A 16,649-nucleotide genomic window follows, 5' to 3' on the forward strand; every position below is an offset into this window, starting at 1 on the left:
TCGTTCATGGTTATTTAATACTGTTCTGGAAAGTCATCAGGTGTCAAAGCCTGCAAACGACGTAACAACTGTCGCAGAATCCCTTTTTCGGTCATGGCCGCCCACATCCCCTCAAGGCGCCGTTCACCGTGAATCACTACCGAAGTAATTGCCCGCAAATCACGGAAATTATCGCTTGTCCGCGCCAGTTCACTAATTTGCTCTTCTGCTAACTCACTATGATCATACTGCTTAAGAGTGCGATCATAATTCTGGTCATAATAATCAGACCATTCAAATTCTCTTGCTAGGTCAAACATTTGCGGATCATATTGTGGATGCCCTTGCGTCCCAACGCCCACTTCCCAGCGAACTGTTTGCCCTTCAATTTTGGTCAAAAAATCGTCCCACTTAGCAAAATCAAATGGATGTTCTTTGCGCATGTTCATTTCCTCCCGTTCGTTTCACCTAATTTATTAAATCATTTTAACACATCACTTACTTTTAGTCAGGTACACTCAACAAACTTGCTGACATCTTCCGCACATACAACAGCATGATATACTAAGAATAGATTTTATATTTTTCTACGAGGCTGGCTTATGGAGTTTACAACAGCAGATAATAGCCGAATTGCTTACAATACCTATGGCAATCCAACTAACCCACCTTTGGTAATCATTCATGGCAATAGTGGTTCCCAAAAGAATTTCAAAAAACATGTTGCCGATTATCAAGACCGTTACTGGGTAATAACCTATGATGATCGTGGTCATGGTGCGTCCACGAATACACAAACTAAGATCACATATGTAGAATTAACCGCCGATCTTGAAGAATTACGACAACATTTAGCAATCCCCATATGGAACATTCTCGGTTACAGCGATGGCGCAAATGTTGCATTGCGTTTCACCTACCAATATCCAATGCGTACACGTACGCTAGTTCTGTCTGCCCCAAATCTGAACTTTCTCGGCATCATTCTACCAATCAGAATTTTGGCTTTGTTTGCCGTTTGGTTGTTAACCATCTTTCGTTGGCTTCCGCCAGTTAGACGACAATTGCGTCGCTTGAAGATCATGTTTGAGACACCCATGTTAAGTTGGCAAGATCTCGAAACAATTCAACAACCGGCTTTAATCATCGTTGGTCAATATGACTTTATCAGTTCTAGTCATACCGCAACCATTGCCAACCATTTACCAAACAGCCAACTAATAACGCTACCTCATCGGAGCCATCTGGTTATTTTCACAGCCCCTCACTATTTCACAAAATTGACCAAACAATTTCTGAATAAGGAGAACCATATTCATGATTAATTTCATTAAACAGAAATCAATTTATTTCCGGCGCTTTTTCATTATTGCAATGGCCTTCATTGGACTCTATGAGTTAGGCTTATTGTTTACCCGCCTACCAAACAATGCCTTTGTCGATACTTTCAATACAATTCCGACCTATAGTTTAATCATCATCTTTTTCCTAGGACTTGTTCTAGCAACATTGCCCCTTGGTTATGATGGTCTGTTACGTCGTAGATTCCACCGGAACAGTAACCTGTCAGAATCGGCCTTTTGGACTGCAACTTGGAGCGCATCTAATATCAATCGAAACATTGGAATTGCTGGGTACTTAAGTGCCATTTTGCGAAATAACTTATATGCTAGCAATGAAAAAAGTGAATTACATCAGCTTAGTCGGCACATGTATTGGTGGCGTCTAACTGGCTTGAGCATTTTCAGTCTAATCAGTTTGTTGATCTTATGGATTGGTTACAATAGCTTTCCCGACTTTCCTTATTCACATTGGTTAATTACCGGTATTCTACTACCATTCATTGGATGGTTCATCGCACCATTCTTTGGTGGACTAAAAATTAAAGAAGGCTTCTCATTATCAGAACGATTGAAAATTACCGGTATTTCCAGTCTTGAATGGTTGTTAAACGCCTTTATTTTCACGGCGATTGGATGGTTTGGTGGCATTACAAATAACTTCTTAATTCCAATTGCCATCCTCTTTATCATTGCACAAGCCTATGGCACAGTTACGATGGTTCCTGGTGCTTGGGGTGTCTTCGATGTCATGACCGTTTTTGGCCTACAAATTCTCGGACTAACTAGCTCTAGCGCCTTTGTTTGGGTGCTAATCTATCGTCTCGCCGTCTACATCATTCCATTGTTTTTCGCCCTGGCAATCAGTTTGTTTAATCTAAACGCCAAGCCTAGTAGTCTGCCTGAGACCTTTCTAACATCGCTTGGCCACAGTATTACATCATTTTTACTCTACATGACCGGTTTAGCGTTGATTTTAGCTAGTACTCTGCCAGGCTTCGTTCATCAATTTGATTTTGCAACTGATTTATTGCCCTGGTCACAAAATCTAATTAATCATTTCCCAGCTATCGTTTTGGGATTTTTACTCTTATTCTCAGGTCGCGGAATTGCAAGTAAGGTTCGCCGCGCCGTGATTCCAGCCATTGCTGTAATCCTTTTGACAATTATCTATGTAAGCCTAGATCATTTTTCTTGGCGGATCCTATTGATTTTCTACATTCTTTTAATACTCTTAATCGTCACCTATAAGGCCAACTACCGTGCTCAATTCATCTATGGTTGGGAGGCTCTAACCCTAGATAGTCTCGTTATTGGAGCAACAGTTGTTGCTTACATTATTACTGGGGTTGTACAACAACCTCAAATCTCCGCGCGACTTCATCTACCTAAAAATCATATTTTCTTGGTTCCCTCCTTTCATTGGTGGCTGACCGGCTTCATTACAATTATGCTTTTAGGTGTTGTGCTAGTAGTTATGCTTCGGATCTTAAAGGGAGCGATCATTCCACTGGGCGAGCCCTTAGATGAATATCAACTAGCCGCTGTTCTTGCACTCGGCGATAATCACTACAGTAGCCTAGCCTATCTTGGCGACAAGCGCTTTTATTATTACCGACCTGATGAAGGTAGCACAAATACTGTTGCCATCCAGTTCCGCCTGGTTAACGATAAAGCCATCGTCATGAGTAATCCATTTGGCTTGGCAAGCGACTTCCATGCCGCTCTAAACGCCTTTATCGAGGAAGCTGATCGTCTTAATTACCGACCAGTCTTTTACGAAGTCTCACAAGACATTGCGATGTTCGTCCACGAATTTGGTTACAATTTCTTCAAGCTCGGCGAAGAGGCCTGGGTTGATACAGAAAACTTCAAAACAGCTGGTAAGAAATTTGCAAATATTCGCAGTGTCAACAACCAAGTCGATAAGGCCGGTTATCGTTACGAAGTCATTCAACCACCTTTCTCAGCAGAGCAAATGGCAGAATTACGGGCAGTTTCTGATGAATGGCTAAATGGCCGCGAAGAAAAGGGCTTCTCACTAGGTTATTTCAAAGAATCATATATCCAACGTGATGCAGTCGCTCTATTGAAGAGCCCCACCGGCACAATTGAAGCCTTCGCCACTTTGATCCGCTCTGAGAGCGAAAATCAGATGGCGGTTGATCTAATGCGCTTTACCAAGGAAGCGCCTAACGGAACAATGGATGTGCTGTTCGTTAAGACCTTCGAATATGCTAAGTCACAAGGTTATCGAACTTTCAATCTGGGAATGGCGCCCTTGACCAATGTTGGGGTCTACGACCAAAGTTTCATTCGTGAGCGAATTGCCAATATGGTTTATCAATACGGTTCAAGCATCTACTCTTTCGATGGCCTTCGACGCTATAAGAGTAAATTCGCCTCAGATTGGCATCCCTACTATATCGCTTATTCAAATCGTTCAAATATCATCTTTGTTATGATCGCACTGCTACGAATTGACAATACCGGCGAGTGAGTACGCCATAATTAACTGAGATCTTGTAAAAGGTCTCAGTTTTTTTGCGCAAAAAAAGCTCCAACCAATAAAGATTGAAGCTAAATTATCAGCCTATTCTAATACTTCTGAGTCATCAAAATGCCATAACTCCCAAGCATAAATCGTCAATGTTCGTACAATTGCATAGGCTGGAATTGCCAGAATCATCCCACCAATTCCAGCAATATTCCCTGCGGCTAGCAACAAAATAATGATTGTCAACGGATGGATATTCAACGAGTTTCCAATGATCTTAGGATAGATCAAGTTTCCGTCAATCTGCTGCACGATTATGACCACTACGATTGTCCAAACAACCTGCCAAGGGCCCTGGAAGATCGCCACAAACAATGCCGGCACGATTCCAATATATGGACCAACGTATGGAATCAGGTTGGTAATCCCGGCAATCACACCTAGTAGCAACGCATATTTTTGACCAATTGTGAAATACCCAACTGTTGTAAAGACACCTACGAAAAGCATTTCAATTGCCTGACCACTGATATATTGCGAAATTGTTTTATTAAGTCGACTAAAAACATCTGCAACATTGTCCCGACGGCTTGCTGGAAAGAAACGCTGAATGGCAGGAACCAAACGATCGCCGTCATTTAACATGTAAAAGGTCATCACTGGAACAGTAATTGCAGTGATCGTAATGCTTGTCATAGTTCCAATCAAAGTTGATAACGAGTTAGCTGTTCCCTGTACAAAACTTCCCATAAACTTGGCTAACTGGCTCTGTAACTCCCCCATGTGGTCCTTAATTCCCATCTCTTGGACCCATTGCCAATGACTTGCCTCTAGAATCATATGCTGACTGCTTTGTACCAAACCAGGAATATTTTCAACTAGCTTAGCAATTTGAGTAACCAAACTAGGAATCAACACTATGAATGATGCAATTACGATTACTAAGAATACGATCAGAACGATAAAAACTGCCAACAAATGCGGCATGCGTCGACCGTTGCCAAACTTGATCTTCTTAAGCAAACGAATAAATGGCAACAACAAGTAGGTCAAAAAACCCGAAATGATAATTGGCACGAAAATCGAGGAAATAAACTTTCCAATTGGCTCTAAGATAAACGTCATTTGACTGACTACTACAATCAAAATGGCTAACGCCAGTAATTCCAGCGTCCAAAACAGGATCTTTGAGTCCTGCAATCTCTTTAACATAGTTTCACTCCACTTCAAACTTATAAACTAATTTCTATTATAGCAGAAGTCGCGCATTCCTTGATAGAAAGCCAAGTGATTTATTTCACTATTGAATTAGGTTTAACTTTACCGGTAACGAATGTAACACGAACAAATAAAGCTAATAAAAACCGCCTCAGACAAAGCTAAAGCGGTTTTGTTTTCAACTTATCCACAGGGTTGTGGATAAGTTGAAAAAGTTTGTGAAATTCACTAATCAATGTGTATCAAAGCTTGTTAAATCAGGGTCAACCGCTAGTTCAAGCACTGAAACGTCAGTTACCTTCCCATAGGGTGACGGTGATTGCCGTAAAATTTTCAAGAATTCAGCCAAGGCATCAGCCCCACCCTGTGCGATCACTTCGACCTGACCATTTCGTAGATTACTAGCCCTTCCGGTAATCCCACGTTTCTTTGCTTCAAGTTGTGTGAAATAACGAAATCCGACACCCTGTACACGTCCTGTCACAAGTACTTTAACAGCTCGCATCTCTACACCTCCACATTATTCGATATTTTCACTCATATTATAGCAAAGAAAAAAAGCCGACGTAGTTTTACGTCGACTTTTCATCAAAATTACTTATCTACTGATAGATCACTGCCAAAATACTTAACTGACAGCTTCTTCAAAGTGCCATCTTTTTTCAAACTTGCTTGAGCCTTTGTAATTGCCTTGGCAAGTTTTTGATCCTTCTTGCTTAACATTGGTGCCGCACCAGATTTTGGCAAAACTGATGATGCATCAATCGCCTTCAAATCAGTTTTAGGGTTCGCCTTCTTATAGACACCCCATGAATCAGCCGAGTTAAACGTTGCCACTGCCTTCCCTGACTCAACTAGATCAAGTGATTCAGTGAACCCAGGCGATGCAATAATATCAGCACCTAGTTGCTTAGCAACTTCACCATAATCCGATGATGTTGATTGCGCCATCTTCTGACCCTTAACCTTCTTCGGATCCTTCAGACTCGCGTTCTTTTTAACAATCATCACCCCTTTGGTGTAAAGGTATTGACTAGCAAAAGTATAGCTCTTTTGACGTTCAGCATTCACACCCATATCATTGTAAATTACGTCAAATTTATTTGCATCCAAACCAGCTGGCAATGAATCAAACTTTGTTTCAACGAATTTGACCTTCAAACCCATCTTTTTAGCAACATTCGTCGCCACTTCAACATCGTAACCAGTCAGTTTGCCATCCTTACCCACGTAAGAGAATGGACTATAGGTACCTTCCAGCCCAACTGTTAATGTCCCCTTGGTTTTCAACTCGCTTTGGTAACTTGCCGCCGATACGCTTGTAACAGATAGCAAGCTCGAACCCATTAACCCAAACGCCATTGTGGCAACTGCTATTTTTTTGAACATGCTCATTAGTATTTCTCCATTTTAATTTATTCGATAGCAACCTTCCAAAATTAGCAAGATTAACATCGAATAAAGCCCTTTAAATTAGCAATTACACACCTTACGCATTTGTCGGTCCTCCGTATTATTCTGTCGTCAGAATACACGAAAACATTCCACTTGTCAAAGATACTAATTTTTTAGAAGTTTCTGGAATTAGCTTGCAAGTTTGTCTTAAAAACAATACACTTACTTATAAATAATTGTTAGTTAAACAAGGAGGTCCATCATGCTACACAACCCATTTAATTCTGGATACTGTGTACGCCTAACGCGTTTGTCACGTTAGGTCGTTTTGGTGGTCTTCAAATCGATACTAAAAGCATCCCGCGTTAGGCTATTCTCATAACTCTAGCGCGGTTTTTTATGCACTTTTTGCAAAAAGGAGTCCTGATTATGTTCTCATTCATCGCCACTTATGCCCCGCAACTGATTGTAGCGGGGATTAAGTATACTATCCCGCTCGCATTGATCTCATTCGTTCTAGCGGTGATCATCGCTGTGATCGTTGCTGTAATTCGTTCATATCAACCACATACTAGCGGGATCAAGCGCCTTTTCTGGCAAATCATCAAATTTATTGCTTGGTTTTACGTCTGGCTCTTCCGTTCAACGCCAATGCTGGTACAACTATTCATCGTGTTCTACGGATTACCTAAGCTTGGTATTAGTTGGTTATCACCATCTGCATGGTCTTCAGCGATCTGGGTTCTGTCCCTTAACACTGGGGCATATGCCTCTGAAGCAATTCGCGCGGCGATATCATCTATCCCGGACACACAACGTGAGGCGGCGGCCGCTTTGGGTATGACCGATCTTCAAATCTTCGTCCGTATCATCTTGCCACAGGCGACTCGTGTTTCGATTCCAACACTTGCTAATTCCTTTATTTCATTAGTTAAGGACACATCACTGGCCTCCGTCGTAACTTTGGTTGAGATGTTCTACCTTTCACAGCAACTAGCCGCCGTTAGTTATAACACATTGCAAATGTATACCTTAGTTGGCGCATTATACGCAATTTTTGTCACAATTCTATCAATCCCTCAGCGCTATATCCAACGCTGGGCGGACCGTTTTATAAAGGTTCAAGGGTGATACTAATGCTTAAATTAGAAAAAATTGATAAGCGTTACGCTGATCATCACGCACTAAAAGATATCAATGTTACGTTCAAGCCAAATGAGACAACAGTGATTGTCGGACCCTCTGGATCTGGAAAATCAACTCTACTCCGTTCCTTGAACCTGTTGGAACAGGCAGATAGTGGCCTATATACAATTGACGAGCGGACGATTGACTTCAGTCAGCCCATCACAACAGAGACGCTCCTTTGGACTCGACGCAAAACAGGGATGGTTTTCCAACAACCACGTATGTTTGATCATTTAACTGTCCTGAAGAACATTATCGAAGCTCCTATTCAGGTTCGTAAACAAAAGAAGTCGGACGCGATTAAACACGCCCTAGTTCTTTTGGACGAAGTCGGCTTGAATGACACCGCGAATCGCTATCCCTACCAGCTTTCTGGTGGTCAAACTCAGCGCGTTGCAATTGCCCGCGCACTTGCCATGGATCCTGAGTATCTCTTACTCGATGAGCCAACCAGTGCGCTAGACCCAGAGCTTGAAGCCCAGGTGTTGCATATTTTAAATAACTTTGCCAAAGCCGGTCAAACAATGATTATCGTTACCCACAATATGGATTTTGCCCGCGCCGCCGCGGATCGCATGATTTTCTTAGAAGATGGGTCAATTCAATTCGATGGCTCGCCGGAAGATTTCTTCGATCATCCAACGGAACGAATCGAACATTTCTTAAATGCTTACAAGTTTACAGAGTAAAAAGAACGCCGAGAAATCGGCGTTCTTTTTATTTATCTTCATCTGGCAAAACCAACTGCCAACGTTGATTGAAAAATTTACGATAGGCCTGATAGGATGCCCAGACTGAGGCAATTCCCGTTGCTGCCAATAGCATAAAGACTACCATAATCTGATATTTAATTGCCTTGATTGGATCTACTCCCGCCATAATCAACCCTGACATCATTCCTGGCAAGGAAACTAAGCCATACGTCCTGACAGAATCAATCGTTGGTTGCATTCCAATCCTAATTGCCTCACGGAAGATTTCTCCTGAAGCTGTTTTAGGTGGTGCACCCAGGGCAAGTCGTTCAAAGACCTGATCCTGCTGATCATGGAATTGTTGCTTGAGGCTACGAAAAACCAAACCTACTGCGGTCATTGAATTACCAGCAACCATTCCGGTTACCGGAATCATTTGATATGGCACCATTTTCAGCACGCCCGTCAGCACTAGAATACCCATGGTAAGCGTTGTTGATAATAACAATCCTCCCAATGCAATCCCAAAAGCACCTGGAATCCCACGACCACGCTTCTTACCATTATAAGCAGCATTAAACACAATAAATAATTGCATTATCAACGTCACGATCAGATTATCAACTTTAAAGATCGCCGTTAACAGGTAACCAACGGCAATCAATTGTAAAATCGCCCGCACAACTGAAATAATTGTGTCTTTTTCTAATTTAAGCTTTTGTTTATAGCTAATTGCCAAAGAAATCAAAACTAAGACGAACGCCAGGGCAAGTGACCAATTACTAACATCAACTTTCATCACTAAGCACCCCGCGACCATTCTCAATTGTTAAAAGCATTTTTGCATTGGCAATCTCATCACTATCATGAGTAACCGAAATCATAATATTGTTTGTCTTTGCATGAAGTTCAGCTAGTACCTGCCAGATAATCCGCTTAGTTGCCTCATCGAGACCTGTAGATATCTCATCCAAAAGCAACACCTTAGGTGGAAAAAGTAAGTTTCGTAACAATCCTACCCGTTGACGCTGACCACCTGAAAGCTCATTAATCTCGCGGTCCAAAATTTCCGCTGGTAAATCCATTTGAGCTAGCCCAGTTAATTGAGTTGATTCATCTGGAGTCAGATTACGGATGATAAACGGTAAGTCCAAATTATCTCGGACGGTCTGCCCAAATAAATGCGCCGACTGAGTGACATAGGAAACCGCTTGGCGGTAAGTGCTAATCTCATATTCCGATTGCAACTTCCCATCTAAATAGACTGCTCCTTTACTGGCATCAATCAAACCGGCAATCACTTTCAACATCAAACTCTTACCATTACCAGATTTACCGACCACTGTTAACCAAGCGCCTGCTTCTAGATCAAAGGATATTCCTTGAAATATCCAATCATCAAACTTCATCCCTAATTGACTAACACTTAGGTTCGTCATTAACCTTCTCCCTCGATTTTGATATCCTGTTCCACAATTGGCAGTAACTCTAACCAAGTTGATTCAAACAACGTTTGGAACAAACTATCGTCCCACTTATCAGCAAAAAAAGGATGATAAAAATACGTCAACGCCTGCATAATCGTCAAGCCTCGATGCATTCTAAAAGTATTCCAGGCCATAATTGTCTCAACTCCCTTTGCAAAGTCCATCAACCTTGCAGGAATCAGCTGTTCTTCATTTCTTAGCCTTTGCTCATAATATGTCATCAACTCATGTTCTCTTTTATATGCTTCACGCCGCTGGATCACTAAATCCCATAACCAATCATGCAAGGCTTGTACACGTTCACTCGGCACATATCGCGTGGCCGCTTTTAGAATTGGACGATCAACTGAGTCCAACCATGCCTGATTCATCGAAATAAACAAATCGTCTTTATTTGAAAAATGCTTATATAAAGCGGCTGATGTAATCGAAAGTTCACGGGCAACATCGGCTAAGCGTACTTTATCAGCACCCTTTTCGGCTAACGCACGTCGGGCTGCCAAAAATATTTCTCTCTGATTAACTTTCGCCATTGTTTTCCTCACTTTCTCGAATCCGTTATCTAAAGATTAAACGCATCACTGTATTGTAGAGTTCCTCGCACGTTACTTAGGACACCTGTGACCAATTCTTTAATCATAAACAGTTCATCTTTAACTGCAAACGGCGCTGTGATGCCATATTCCCTTGCTGGCAGATAGCCAAACTTGGGATAGTATTCGGCATGCCCCAGCACGCTAATATACGTATACCCAGCAGCACATGCTCTCAATTCAAGTGCTTTAATTAAGCGAGCACCAATTCCCTGTCTTTGAGCATCTGTTGCCACTTCTAACGGTGCCATCACCAAACCATCCTGATTATCAGCGACTTGGATTGGGCTTAGCAATCCATGACCAAGTAATCGTTCATTCTCAGTAACAACCAACTCTAACTGTCGGTTATAATTGTCTTCTAATCGCAAACGCTCAACAAGCTCATTCTCATCATTATAACCATGTTGTGTGTTCGAAAATGCATCAAAAATCAAATCATTGATTCTCTGATAGTCATTTGTATTTATCGCTCGAATTAGCATAACCCACCCTCTAACTATATCTTTCATAAATACTTATACCTTTAATTATCGCACGTCTTGATAACAACAACACAAAAACGACTCACAATTTTAGTGAGCCGTCATTTCTTTCAATTAATGCTTTATCTCGCGCAAATTAAAGACTATCAACATGCTAAACACCAGGCTAACAATATAGATTGGCAAGATATGGATTGAGCCGTTATGCAAAAGGCTGATTCCATACGTTAATCCACTGATTAACCAATAGTACGCAAAACTAAACATGCCACTTGCCGTGCCGATTACATCACCATAACTAATCAACGCCTGACTCAATGCAAGAGGCAAAACAATGTTCAAACCTAAAAAGATTCCAAAAATCGCTACCAAGATAAGCAGAACATTATCACTCCACGTTCCAAGAAGAAAGCCAAAACTGCTAATCATCGCAATCAATAAGCCAACATTCATAATGGTGCGGTTACGCCAATAATTTAAGGCTACATTACTAATTAGTGCACCTAAAACGCTAGCACCTGCAATAATCAATCCCGAACAACCATACGCAACGGCAGTAAATTTAAAATGATTCATGAAAATAAACGGTGCTTCAGCATAGTAGCTGAATAAAACACCATTAACTCCGCTGATCAGAATACCGAATACCCAAACATTTTTATCAACCAGCAATCGACGCATTACTCGCCATACAGATACTGAAAGCTCACTCCGCGAACTACCTTTAGTCTCGGGCAACCGCAACCAGGTATATAGCATAATCAAAACTGCCATCATTACCAGAGTAGAAAATACGTTTCGATAACCTAGATAGGTTTGTACAATACCGCCTATAAGCGGTCCGAGAGCCGGTGCTAATGACATCGCCGCTCCAACTTTGGCGAAGACTTTTCCTGCGTCCTTGCCCGTAAAGGATTCACGCATGATTGTTTGTGTCACAACTGATCCAACACTTGCCCCAAAAGCCTGTACCAAGCGGGCAGTCAATAGAACACTAAAACTTGGGGCAACCACCAAACTAACATTCCCCAACAAGTAGACTAAGATACCCCAAAGCATGCTCTGTCGTCTACCAAATTGATCTGACAACCAGCCCCAAAATAAGACGCCAAAGGCAAATGCGATAAAATAACTGCCCATGAGTAATTGAGCAGTCCGCGCCGTGACATGCAAATTTTGGCTAATCGCTGGTAATGTGGGTGTAAAGATTGATTCACTGATTTGTGGAAATCCCACCAAAACAATCATTAAGATAATTGATGGAACCATTTTCTGGACGTTTTTCATTTTTAACTCCTAAATAAGATTTTATTTTAAAGAAAAACGTCCTAAATCATCTACGGCCACACATGTTATGAATTTAAAATATTCCATTGCACATGACCTCCTGTTATTAATGATGCTACTTTACCAGAATCGGCGTCATAATACAAAACGGTCGTTTTTTTCATTAGGCACCTTTTAGTGGGTACTACCAAATTCTCGATTAACGCGCTAGAGTATAGGTATACTTTTACTAAAAGGAGCTTAATGATTATGACAATTTCTTCACTCACAGATTCTTATACATTAAACAACGGCGTTAAGATTCCAGGGATCGGTTTCGGTACTTGGCAATCAGCTGATGGTGACGAAGCGTATCAAGCTGTCCTAGATGCCCTTAAATCAGGCTACCGTCACATTGATACGGCGGCCATTTATGGTAATGAAAGTTCTGTCGGACGTGCAATTGCTGATAGTAAAATTGATCGTCAAGATCTATTCGTAACTTCTAAACTATGGAACAATGTTCGCGGCTATGATGAAACCTTAGCTGCCCTAGACGAATCACTAAATAAACTAGGTTTAGAGTACCTAGACCTTTATCTAATCCACTGGCCAAATCCCATTGATTACCGTGCGAACTGGGCGGAAATGAATGCTGAAACTTGGCGTGCAATGGAAGAGGCTTATCGCTCTGGCAAGGTTCGCGCAATTGGAATCTCCAACTTCCAAGTTCAACATCTCGAGGCATTGCTGAAGACCGCTGAAATCAAACCAATGGTTAACCAACTTTTCATTAACCCTTCTGACTTGGAGAGTAGCATTGTTGAACTAAATCAACAACACGAGATTCTAACAGAAGCTTATTCACCACTTGGTACGGGACGCCTTTTGGCAACTCCTGCGATTTTGAATCTTGCTGATCGTCTTGGTAAATCACCAGCTCAAATTGCAATTCGCTGGTCATTGCAACATGGCTTTTTACCACTGCCTAAGTCAACGCATAGAAAATATATCGAGCAAAATACACAAGTATTCGACTTCGAGCTTTCAAACGCAGATATGAGTACGTTGGATGCCCTAAACGGTACAATTGGAACCCACATCGACCCTGATACAACCGATTTCTAGAAATTTACTGTTTCATGTGAAACATAAACAAAAAAGGCGTCCGTCTTAAACTAAAACTAGTTTAAGACGGACGCCTTTCTTCTATTTATTCAAAACCATCCGTAGTCATTGAAGCCTCAAACATTGCGACTACATCTGCAGGCGCAAGCTTCTTATAACCACGTGTATTTAATGATCCAACCTCAACAGCTGATTCAGCCATTACTTGGAACTTTTGGTTGTCCATGATCTCAACACCTTGCAAGACCGTTGGAACATCCAAACTCTTAACCCAGTTGTACGTTGCTTGAATTGCTTGTTCAGCAGCTTCCAAATCATCGGTTGCTTGAATATCCCAAACATTTCGTGCGAACTTAGCAAACTTAGCTTGTGATGTTTCATCAAGCACTTGCTTCATCCAACGTGGAGTTAAAATACCTAGTCCAACACCATGAGTAATGTCGTAGTAAGCTGACAACTCATGTTCAATTGGGTGAACTGTCCAACCGTTTTCGTTACCAGAACCAACCAAGCCATTCAAAGCCATCGTTGAGGCAAGCATCAAAGCACCACGTGCATTGTAATCATCTGGATGCGCCAAAGCAACCGGCGCATTTGAGATAACTGTCCGCATCAAGCCTTCAATCATTCCATCAGTTACTGGTGTGTAAGCCCGATCAAAGTACTGCTCTGTCAAATGAGAGAAGATATCAATTGATCCTGCGGCTGTTTGCCACTTAGAAACAGTTAGCGTATTAGCTGGATCCAAGAATGAAACTGCTGGAGTGTTAGGTCCATAAGTTCCCAACTTCTTGTTTTCAGCCATATTAGAGATAACTGAACCACGGTTCATCTCAGTTCCCGTTGCTGAAAGCGTTAAGATATCTACCAATGGTAGTTGATCAATATCGTTACGCAAGGCAGAATTCTCAACTAACTCCCAAGGATCACCCTCATAGAACTTTGCTGAGGCAATAACCTTTGATGCATCAATAACTGAGCCACCACCAACAGCTAAGACAACATCAACATCGTGTTCCTTGGCTAACTTTTGTCCGGCACGAACACTTTCAATCTTTGGATTAGGTTCAACGCCAGCCAATTCGACCACGTCCATCCCTGCCAAAAGGCGCATCACTTGTTCATACAAGCCTGAACGCTTGATTGAGCCACCACCGTAAACAAATAGGACTTTGTTACCAAATTGTGTGATTGCATCACGCAATTGTCCCTCAATCAAATCACGTCCAAAACGGATATCCGTCTTATTCTGGAAAGTAAAATTATTCATTTCATTCATGTAATTTAACCCCATTTCTTTCTTTATATAAGTAATTATAAATCTTATTTAGCAACTGAACAATCACTTGCTAAGAATTGAACAATCTTAAACCTTTCGATAACGCTTCAAACCAACTATATTTATCAAAGTTAACAAAACAAGGAAAAGTAATAACACCAGCAAATCAGGAACAATCTCTCCAAAGCCAACGCCCCGCATAACAATATTTGTCATTGCGTCACCAGCGTATTTCATCGGCAAGATTGCCGCAATCCATTGTACCCAGTTCGCCATTGTATTCAATGGAATCATCCCTGAAAAGAAAATCTGTGGCACAATAATTAACGGAATAAACTGCATCATTTGGAACTCGGATTTTGCAAAAGTTGACATTAAGATCCCAAATGCCAGGGCGACTAATGCCAAAACAATATTAACTAACAATACCAATCCTAAGGATCCTAATACCTCAACTTTTAAAATCCAAACCGTATAAACAACAATCAATAACGTTTGGAGAATTGCAAGCACGCCATACGCCAGCATATAGCCAAAGACAATATCAGAACGTTTTACCGGCGTTGCCAATAATCGATCAAGCGTTCCCGAAGTACGCTCGCGTAACAGCGCCATGCCCGAGATTAAGAACACAAAGAAAAATACAAAGAACCCCATTAAAATTGGAATAATTTTGGCAAAAAAAGTTGTGTTGGCATCACCGTAGACATATTTATTATGAATGGTTGCCAGAGTCGTGCTTCCGGCTAAATTAGCAACATTAATCCCTGGGACATTTTTCAAGTTCGCCGCCAGCGTTGCAATGTGCGTTTGTGTATCGCTCACATTTGCTTTGGTAATGGCACCTTGTAAGGCCGCCTTAGCTAAATTTGTCTTACCGGCGTCAACATTCGCATTCGTTAGATAATATTGCTCGTCCTTATTAACAATCACAGTATCTAAATTGTCATCCTTTAGAGCTTGTTGCGCCTTTTCATTAGACGAAAAATCAGTTACAGCAATATGTTTGGTATCGCTCAAATTTTGAGACACTTTAGTATTGACATTGACCACCCCAATTCGTGCCGTGGTTGTGTCATTTACTGAAAAAACATAATTCATCAATGTTAAAACCAACAGCGGTGCGATGAACATTAGTGCTAGCGTCCGTTTATCGCGGAGCAACTCTAAAACAACTCGCTTAGCAACAGCTATTGTCCGCATAATCATTCACCTTCTGCTTTCAAAAAGACATCTTCAATTGATGAAACTTGATACTGCTCTTTTAGTGCGGCTGGTTGATCGTTTGCGATTAATCGCCCACCTAACAGCAATGCAACTCGATCAGTTAATTCTGCCTCATCCATTACGTGAGTTGTGACCAAGATTGCTCGATCCAGTTCCTTGAGCCGCTTTAACTCTGCCCAAACCTGTCGGCGTAATGCCGGATCAATCCCAACCGTTGGTTCATCAAGCACAAGTAATGCCGGATCACCTAACAATGCCAGCGCAAGCGATAACCGGCGCTTCATTCCACCGGAAAAACCTTCAACCTTGTTATTTAAATCATCAGTTAACTTAACAACTTCAGCCACACGAGTTACCTCAGCATTAAGCTCTTGCTTTTTTAGACCTTTCATCTGCCCGAAAAAAATTAAATTCTCTTTGGCCGTCAACTGTTCGTATAAGGCATCCGATTGAGCCATGTAGCCAATATTGGCCAAAAGTGCTCGTTGAGGCATTTGTAAATCAAAAACAGTTGCTTCTCCAGCATCGCTCACTTCCATGCCTAACATTACCTTGATAATCGTAGACTTACCCGAACCAGAAGGTCCAATTAAGCCAACAATTTCGCCAGGTTGCACCTGAAAAGACACATCCAGCAAAACTTGCTTTTTACCAAAACTCTTTTCTAAATGTTTTAAATCTATAACCGCTGCTTCCATTTCGCTTGCCTCCAAAAACAACCGTGCCGAACTGTCCCTACCTACAAACCTACCCAATTCACAAGTGAGTATGCACTCATTGTACCATTCATTCTCTTGTCCTATGATAAATTTAGCGCTTATATCCTGCATCATGTTAGAATTAACTATCTAATGAAAAGGAGCTGAGATTTAATC

17 protein-coding genes are annotated in these 16,649 nt (G+C 41.5%); 5 read left to right on the forward strand and 12 right to left on the reverse strand.

Features of this window, described 5'->3' with window-relative positions; translation table 11 throughout:
- Positions 1-14 precede the first annotated feature (14 nt).
- Complete coding sequence (locus tag ESZ50_RS07180) at positions 15-422, reverse strand: DUF6508 domain-containing protein (RefSeq protein ID WP_148622882.1); 408 nt, start codon at positions 420-422, stop codon at positions 15-17.
- A gap of 159 nt (positions 423-581) precedes the next feature.
- Here ESZ50_RS07180 and ESZ50_RS07185 point away from each other — a divergent pair, with 159 nt between their 5' ends.
- Both ESZ50_RS07185 and mprF read left to right on the forward strand, forming a co-directional pair.
- Entirely contained in the window at positions 582-1,304 is a 723-nt protein-coding gene (locus ESZ50_RS07185) for an alpha/beta fold hydrolase (protein ID WP_148622883.1), read from the forward strand.
- Positions 1,297-3,819, forward strand: a complete 2,523-nt coding sequence (mprF, locus tag ESZ50_RS07190; protein ID WP_148622884.1) for a bifunctional lysylphosphatidylglycerol flippase/synthetase MprF — start codon at positions 1,297-1,299, stop codon at positions 3,817-3,819. The genes ESZ50_RS07185 and mprF overlap by 8 nt, the downstream gene beginning before the upstream one ends.
- 93 nt (positions 3,820-3,912) lie before the next feature.
- On the opposite strand, the gene ESZ50_RS07195 is transcribed toward mprF, so the two are convergent.
- From ESZ50_RS07195 to ESZ50_RS07205, 3 genes are all read right to left on the reverse strand, one after another.
- Entirely contained in the window at positions 3,913-5,028 is a 1,116-nt protein-coding gene (locus tag ESZ50_RS07195) for an AI-2E family transporter (protein ID WP_148622885.1), read from the reverse strand.
- 238 nt (positions 5,029-5,266) lie between these two features.
- The gene (locus tag ESZ50_RS07200; protein ID WP_148622886.1) at positions 5,267-5,539 is read right to left on the reverse strand and encodes an acylphosphatase; all 273 of its coding nucleotides are present in this window, start codon (positions 5,537-5,539) and stop codon (positions 5,267-5,269) included.
- 89 nt (positions 5,540-5,628) lie between these two features.
- Positions 5,629-6,429, reverse strand: coding sequence for a transporter substrate-binding domain-containing protein (locus ESZ50_RS07205; RefSeq protein WP_148622887.1), 801 nt, complete (start codon positions 6,427-6,429; stop codon positions 5,629-5,631).
- Positions 6,430-6,858: 429 nt separating this feature from the next.
- Here ESZ50_RS07205 and ESZ50_RS07210 point away from each other — a divergent pair, with 429 nt between their 5' ends.
- Together ESZ50_RS07210 and ESZ50_RS07215 are read left to right on the forward strand one after the other, a co-directional pair.
- Complete coding sequence (locus ESZ50_RS07210) at positions 6,859-7,560, forward strand: amino acid ABC transporter permease (RefSeq protein ID WP_148622888.1); 702 nt, start codon at positions 6,859-6,861, stop codon at positions 7,558-7,560.
- Between the two features lie 5 nt (positions 7,561-7,565).
- Positions 7,566-8,306, forward strand: a complete 741-nt coding sequence (locus tag ESZ50_RS07215; protein ID WP_148622889.1) for an amino acid ABC transporter ATP-binding protein — start codon at positions 7,566-7,568, stop codon at positions 8,304-8,306.
- Between the two features lie 28 nt (positions 8,307-8,334).
- Here ESZ50_RS07215 and ESZ50_RS07220 read toward each other — a convergent pair whose 3' ends face one another.
- The 5 genes from ESZ50_RS07220 to ESZ50_RS07240 form a co-directional block, all read right to left on the reverse strand.
- A complete protein-coding gene (locus ESZ50_RS07220) occupies positions 8,335-9,108 on the reverse strand; it encodes an ABC transporter permease (RefSeq protein WP_148622890.1) in 774 nt (257 codons plus the stop codon).
- Positions 9,098-9,748, reverse strand: coding sequence for an ABC transporter ATP-binding protein (locus ESZ50_RS07225; protein ID WP_148622891.1), 651 nt, complete (start codon positions 9,746-9,748; stop codon positions 9,098-9,100). The genes ESZ50_RS07220 and ESZ50_RS07225 overlap by 11 nt, the downstream gene beginning before the upstream one ends.
- Positions 9,748-10,329 carry a TetR/AcrR family transcriptional regulator gene (locus tag ESZ50_RS07230; protein ID WP_148622892.1) on the reverse strand — a complete coding sequence of 194 codons (582 nt, stop codon included), beginning with the start codon at positions 10,327-10,329 and terminating at the stop codon, positions 9,748-9,750. The genes ESZ50_RS07225 and ESZ50_RS07230 overlap by 1 nt, the downstream gene beginning before the upstream one ends.
- Before the next feature lie 29 nt (positions 10,330-10,358).
- Positions 10,359-10,874, reverse strand: coding sequence for a GNAT family N-acetyltransferase (locus tag ESZ50_RS07235; protein ID WP_148622893.1), 516 nt, complete (start codon positions 10,872-10,874; stop codon positions 10,359-10,361).
- A gap of 114 nt (positions 10,875-10,988) precedes the next feature.
- Positions 10,989-12,161, reverse strand: coding sequence for a multidrug effflux MFS transporter (locus ESZ50_RS07240; RefSeq protein WP_148622894.1), 1,173 nt, complete (start codon positions 12,159-12,161; stop codon positions 10,989-10,991).
- Between the two features lie 249 nt (positions 12,162-12,410).
- On the opposite strand from ESZ50_RS07240, the gene ESZ50_RS07245 reads away from it, so the two are divergent.
- Positions 12,411-13,268 carry an aldo/keto reductase gene (locus ESZ50_RS07245; protein WP_148622895.1) on the forward strand — a complete coding sequence of 286 codons (858 nt, stop codon included), beginning with the start codon at positions 12,411-12,413 and terminating at the stop codon, positions 13,266-13,268.
- Between the two features lie 85 nt (positions 13,269-13,353).
- On the opposite strand, the gene ESZ50_RS07250 is transcribed toward ESZ50_RS07245, so the two are convergent.
- From ESZ50_RS07250 to ESZ50_RS07260, 3 genes are all read right to left on the reverse strand, one after another.
- A complete protein-coding gene (locus ESZ50_RS07250; protein ID WP_148622996.1) occupies positions 13,354-14,538 on the reverse strand; it encodes an iron-containing alcohol dehydrogenase in 1,185 nt (394 codons plus the stop codon).
- Between the two features lie 96 nt (positions 14,539-14,634).
- Positions 14,635-15,750, reverse strand: a complete 1,116-nt coding sequence (locus ESZ50_RS07255; RefSeq protein ID WP_148622896.1) for an ABC transporter permease — start codon at positions 15,748-15,750, stop codon at positions 14,635-14,637.
- Positions 15,751-15,752: 2 nt separating this feature from the next.
- The gene (locus ESZ50_RS07260; RefSeq protein ID WP_148622897.1) at positions 15,753-16,472 is read right to left on the reverse strand and encodes an ABC transporter ATP-binding protein; all 720 of its coding nucleotides are present in this window, start codon (positions 16,470-16,472) and stop codon (positions 15,753-15,755) included.
- Positions 16,473-16,649 lie beyond the last annotated feature (177 nt).

Origin of the sequence: Weissella muntiaci (genome assembly GCF_008107635.1) — a bacterium.
GTDB classification, from domain to species: Bacteria; Bacillota; Bacilli; order Lactobacillales; family Lactobacillaceae; genus Weissella; species Weissella muntiaci.

Bases quoted from the DNA above. Each gene is read 5' to 3' on its own strand.
- ESZ50_RS07195 (WP_148622885.1), bottom strand. From the start codon at position 5,028: ATGTTAAAGAGATTGCAGGACTCAAAGATCCTGTTTTGGACGCTGGAA.
- ESZ50_RS07205 (WP_148622887.1), bottom strand. From the start codon at position 6,429: ATGAGCATGTTCAAAAAAATAGCAGTTGCCACAATGGCGTTTGGGTTA.
- ESZ50_RS07210 (WP_148622888.1), top strand. From the start codon at position 6,859: ATGTTCTCATTCATCGCCACTTATGCCCCGCAACTGATTGTAGCGGGG.
- ESZ50_RS07255 (WP_148622896.1), bottom strand. From the start codon at position 15,750: ATGCGGACAATAGCTGTTGCTAAGCGAGTTGTTTTAGAGTTGCTCCGC.
- ESZ50_RS07215 (WP_148622889.1), top strand. From the start codon at position 7,566: ATGCTTAAATTAGAAAAAATTGATAAGCGTTACGCTGATCATCACGCA.
- ESZ50_RS07225 (WP_148622891.1), bottom strand. From the start codon at position 9,748: ATGACGAACCTAAGTGTTAGTCAATTAGGGATGAAGTTTGATGATTGG.
- mprF (WP_148622884.1), top strand. From the start codon at position 1,297: ATGATTAATTTCATTAAACAGAAATCAATTTATTTCCGGCGCTTTTTC.
- ESZ50_RS07230 (WP_148622892.1), bottom strand. From the start codon at position 10,329: ATGGCGAAAGTTAATCAGAGAGAAATATTTTTGGCAGCCCGACGTGCG.
- ESZ50_RS07235 (WP_148622893.1), bottom strand. From the start codon at position 10,874: ATGCTAATTCGAGCGATAAATACAAATGACTATCAGAGAATCAATGAT.
- ESZ50_RS07260 (WP_148622897.1), bottom strand. From the start codon at position 16,472: ATGGAAGCAGCGGTTATAGATTTAAAACATTTAGAAAAGAGTTTTGGT.
- ESZ50_RS07200 (WP_148622886.1), bottom strand. From the start codon at position 5,539: ATGCGAGCTGTTAAAGTACTTGTGACAGGACGTGTACAGGGTGTCGGA.
- ESZ50_RS07245 (WP_148622895.1), top strand. From the start codon at position 12,411: ATGACAATTTCTTCACTCACAGATTCTTATACATTAAACAACGGCGTT.
- ESZ50_RS07250 (WP_148622996.1), bottom strand. From the start codon at position 14,538: ATGAATAATTTTACTTTCCAGAATAAGACGGATATCCGTTTTGGACGT.
- ESZ50_RS07185 (WP_148622883.1), top strand. From the start codon at position 582: ATGGAGTTTACAACAGCAGATAATAGCCGAATTGCTTACAATACCTAT.
- ESZ50_RS07240 (WP_148622894.1), bottom strand. From the start codon at position 12,161: ATGAAAAACGTCCAGAAAATGGTTCCATCAATTATCTTAATGATTGTT.
- ESZ50_RS07220 (WP_148622890.1), bottom strand. From the start codon at position 9,108: ATGAAAGTTGATGTTAGTAATTGGTCACTTGCCCTGGCGTTCGTCTTA.
- ESZ50_RS07180 (WP_148622882.1), bottom strand. From the start codon at position 422: ATGCGCAAAGAACATCCATTTGATTTTGCTAAGTGGGACGATTTTTTG.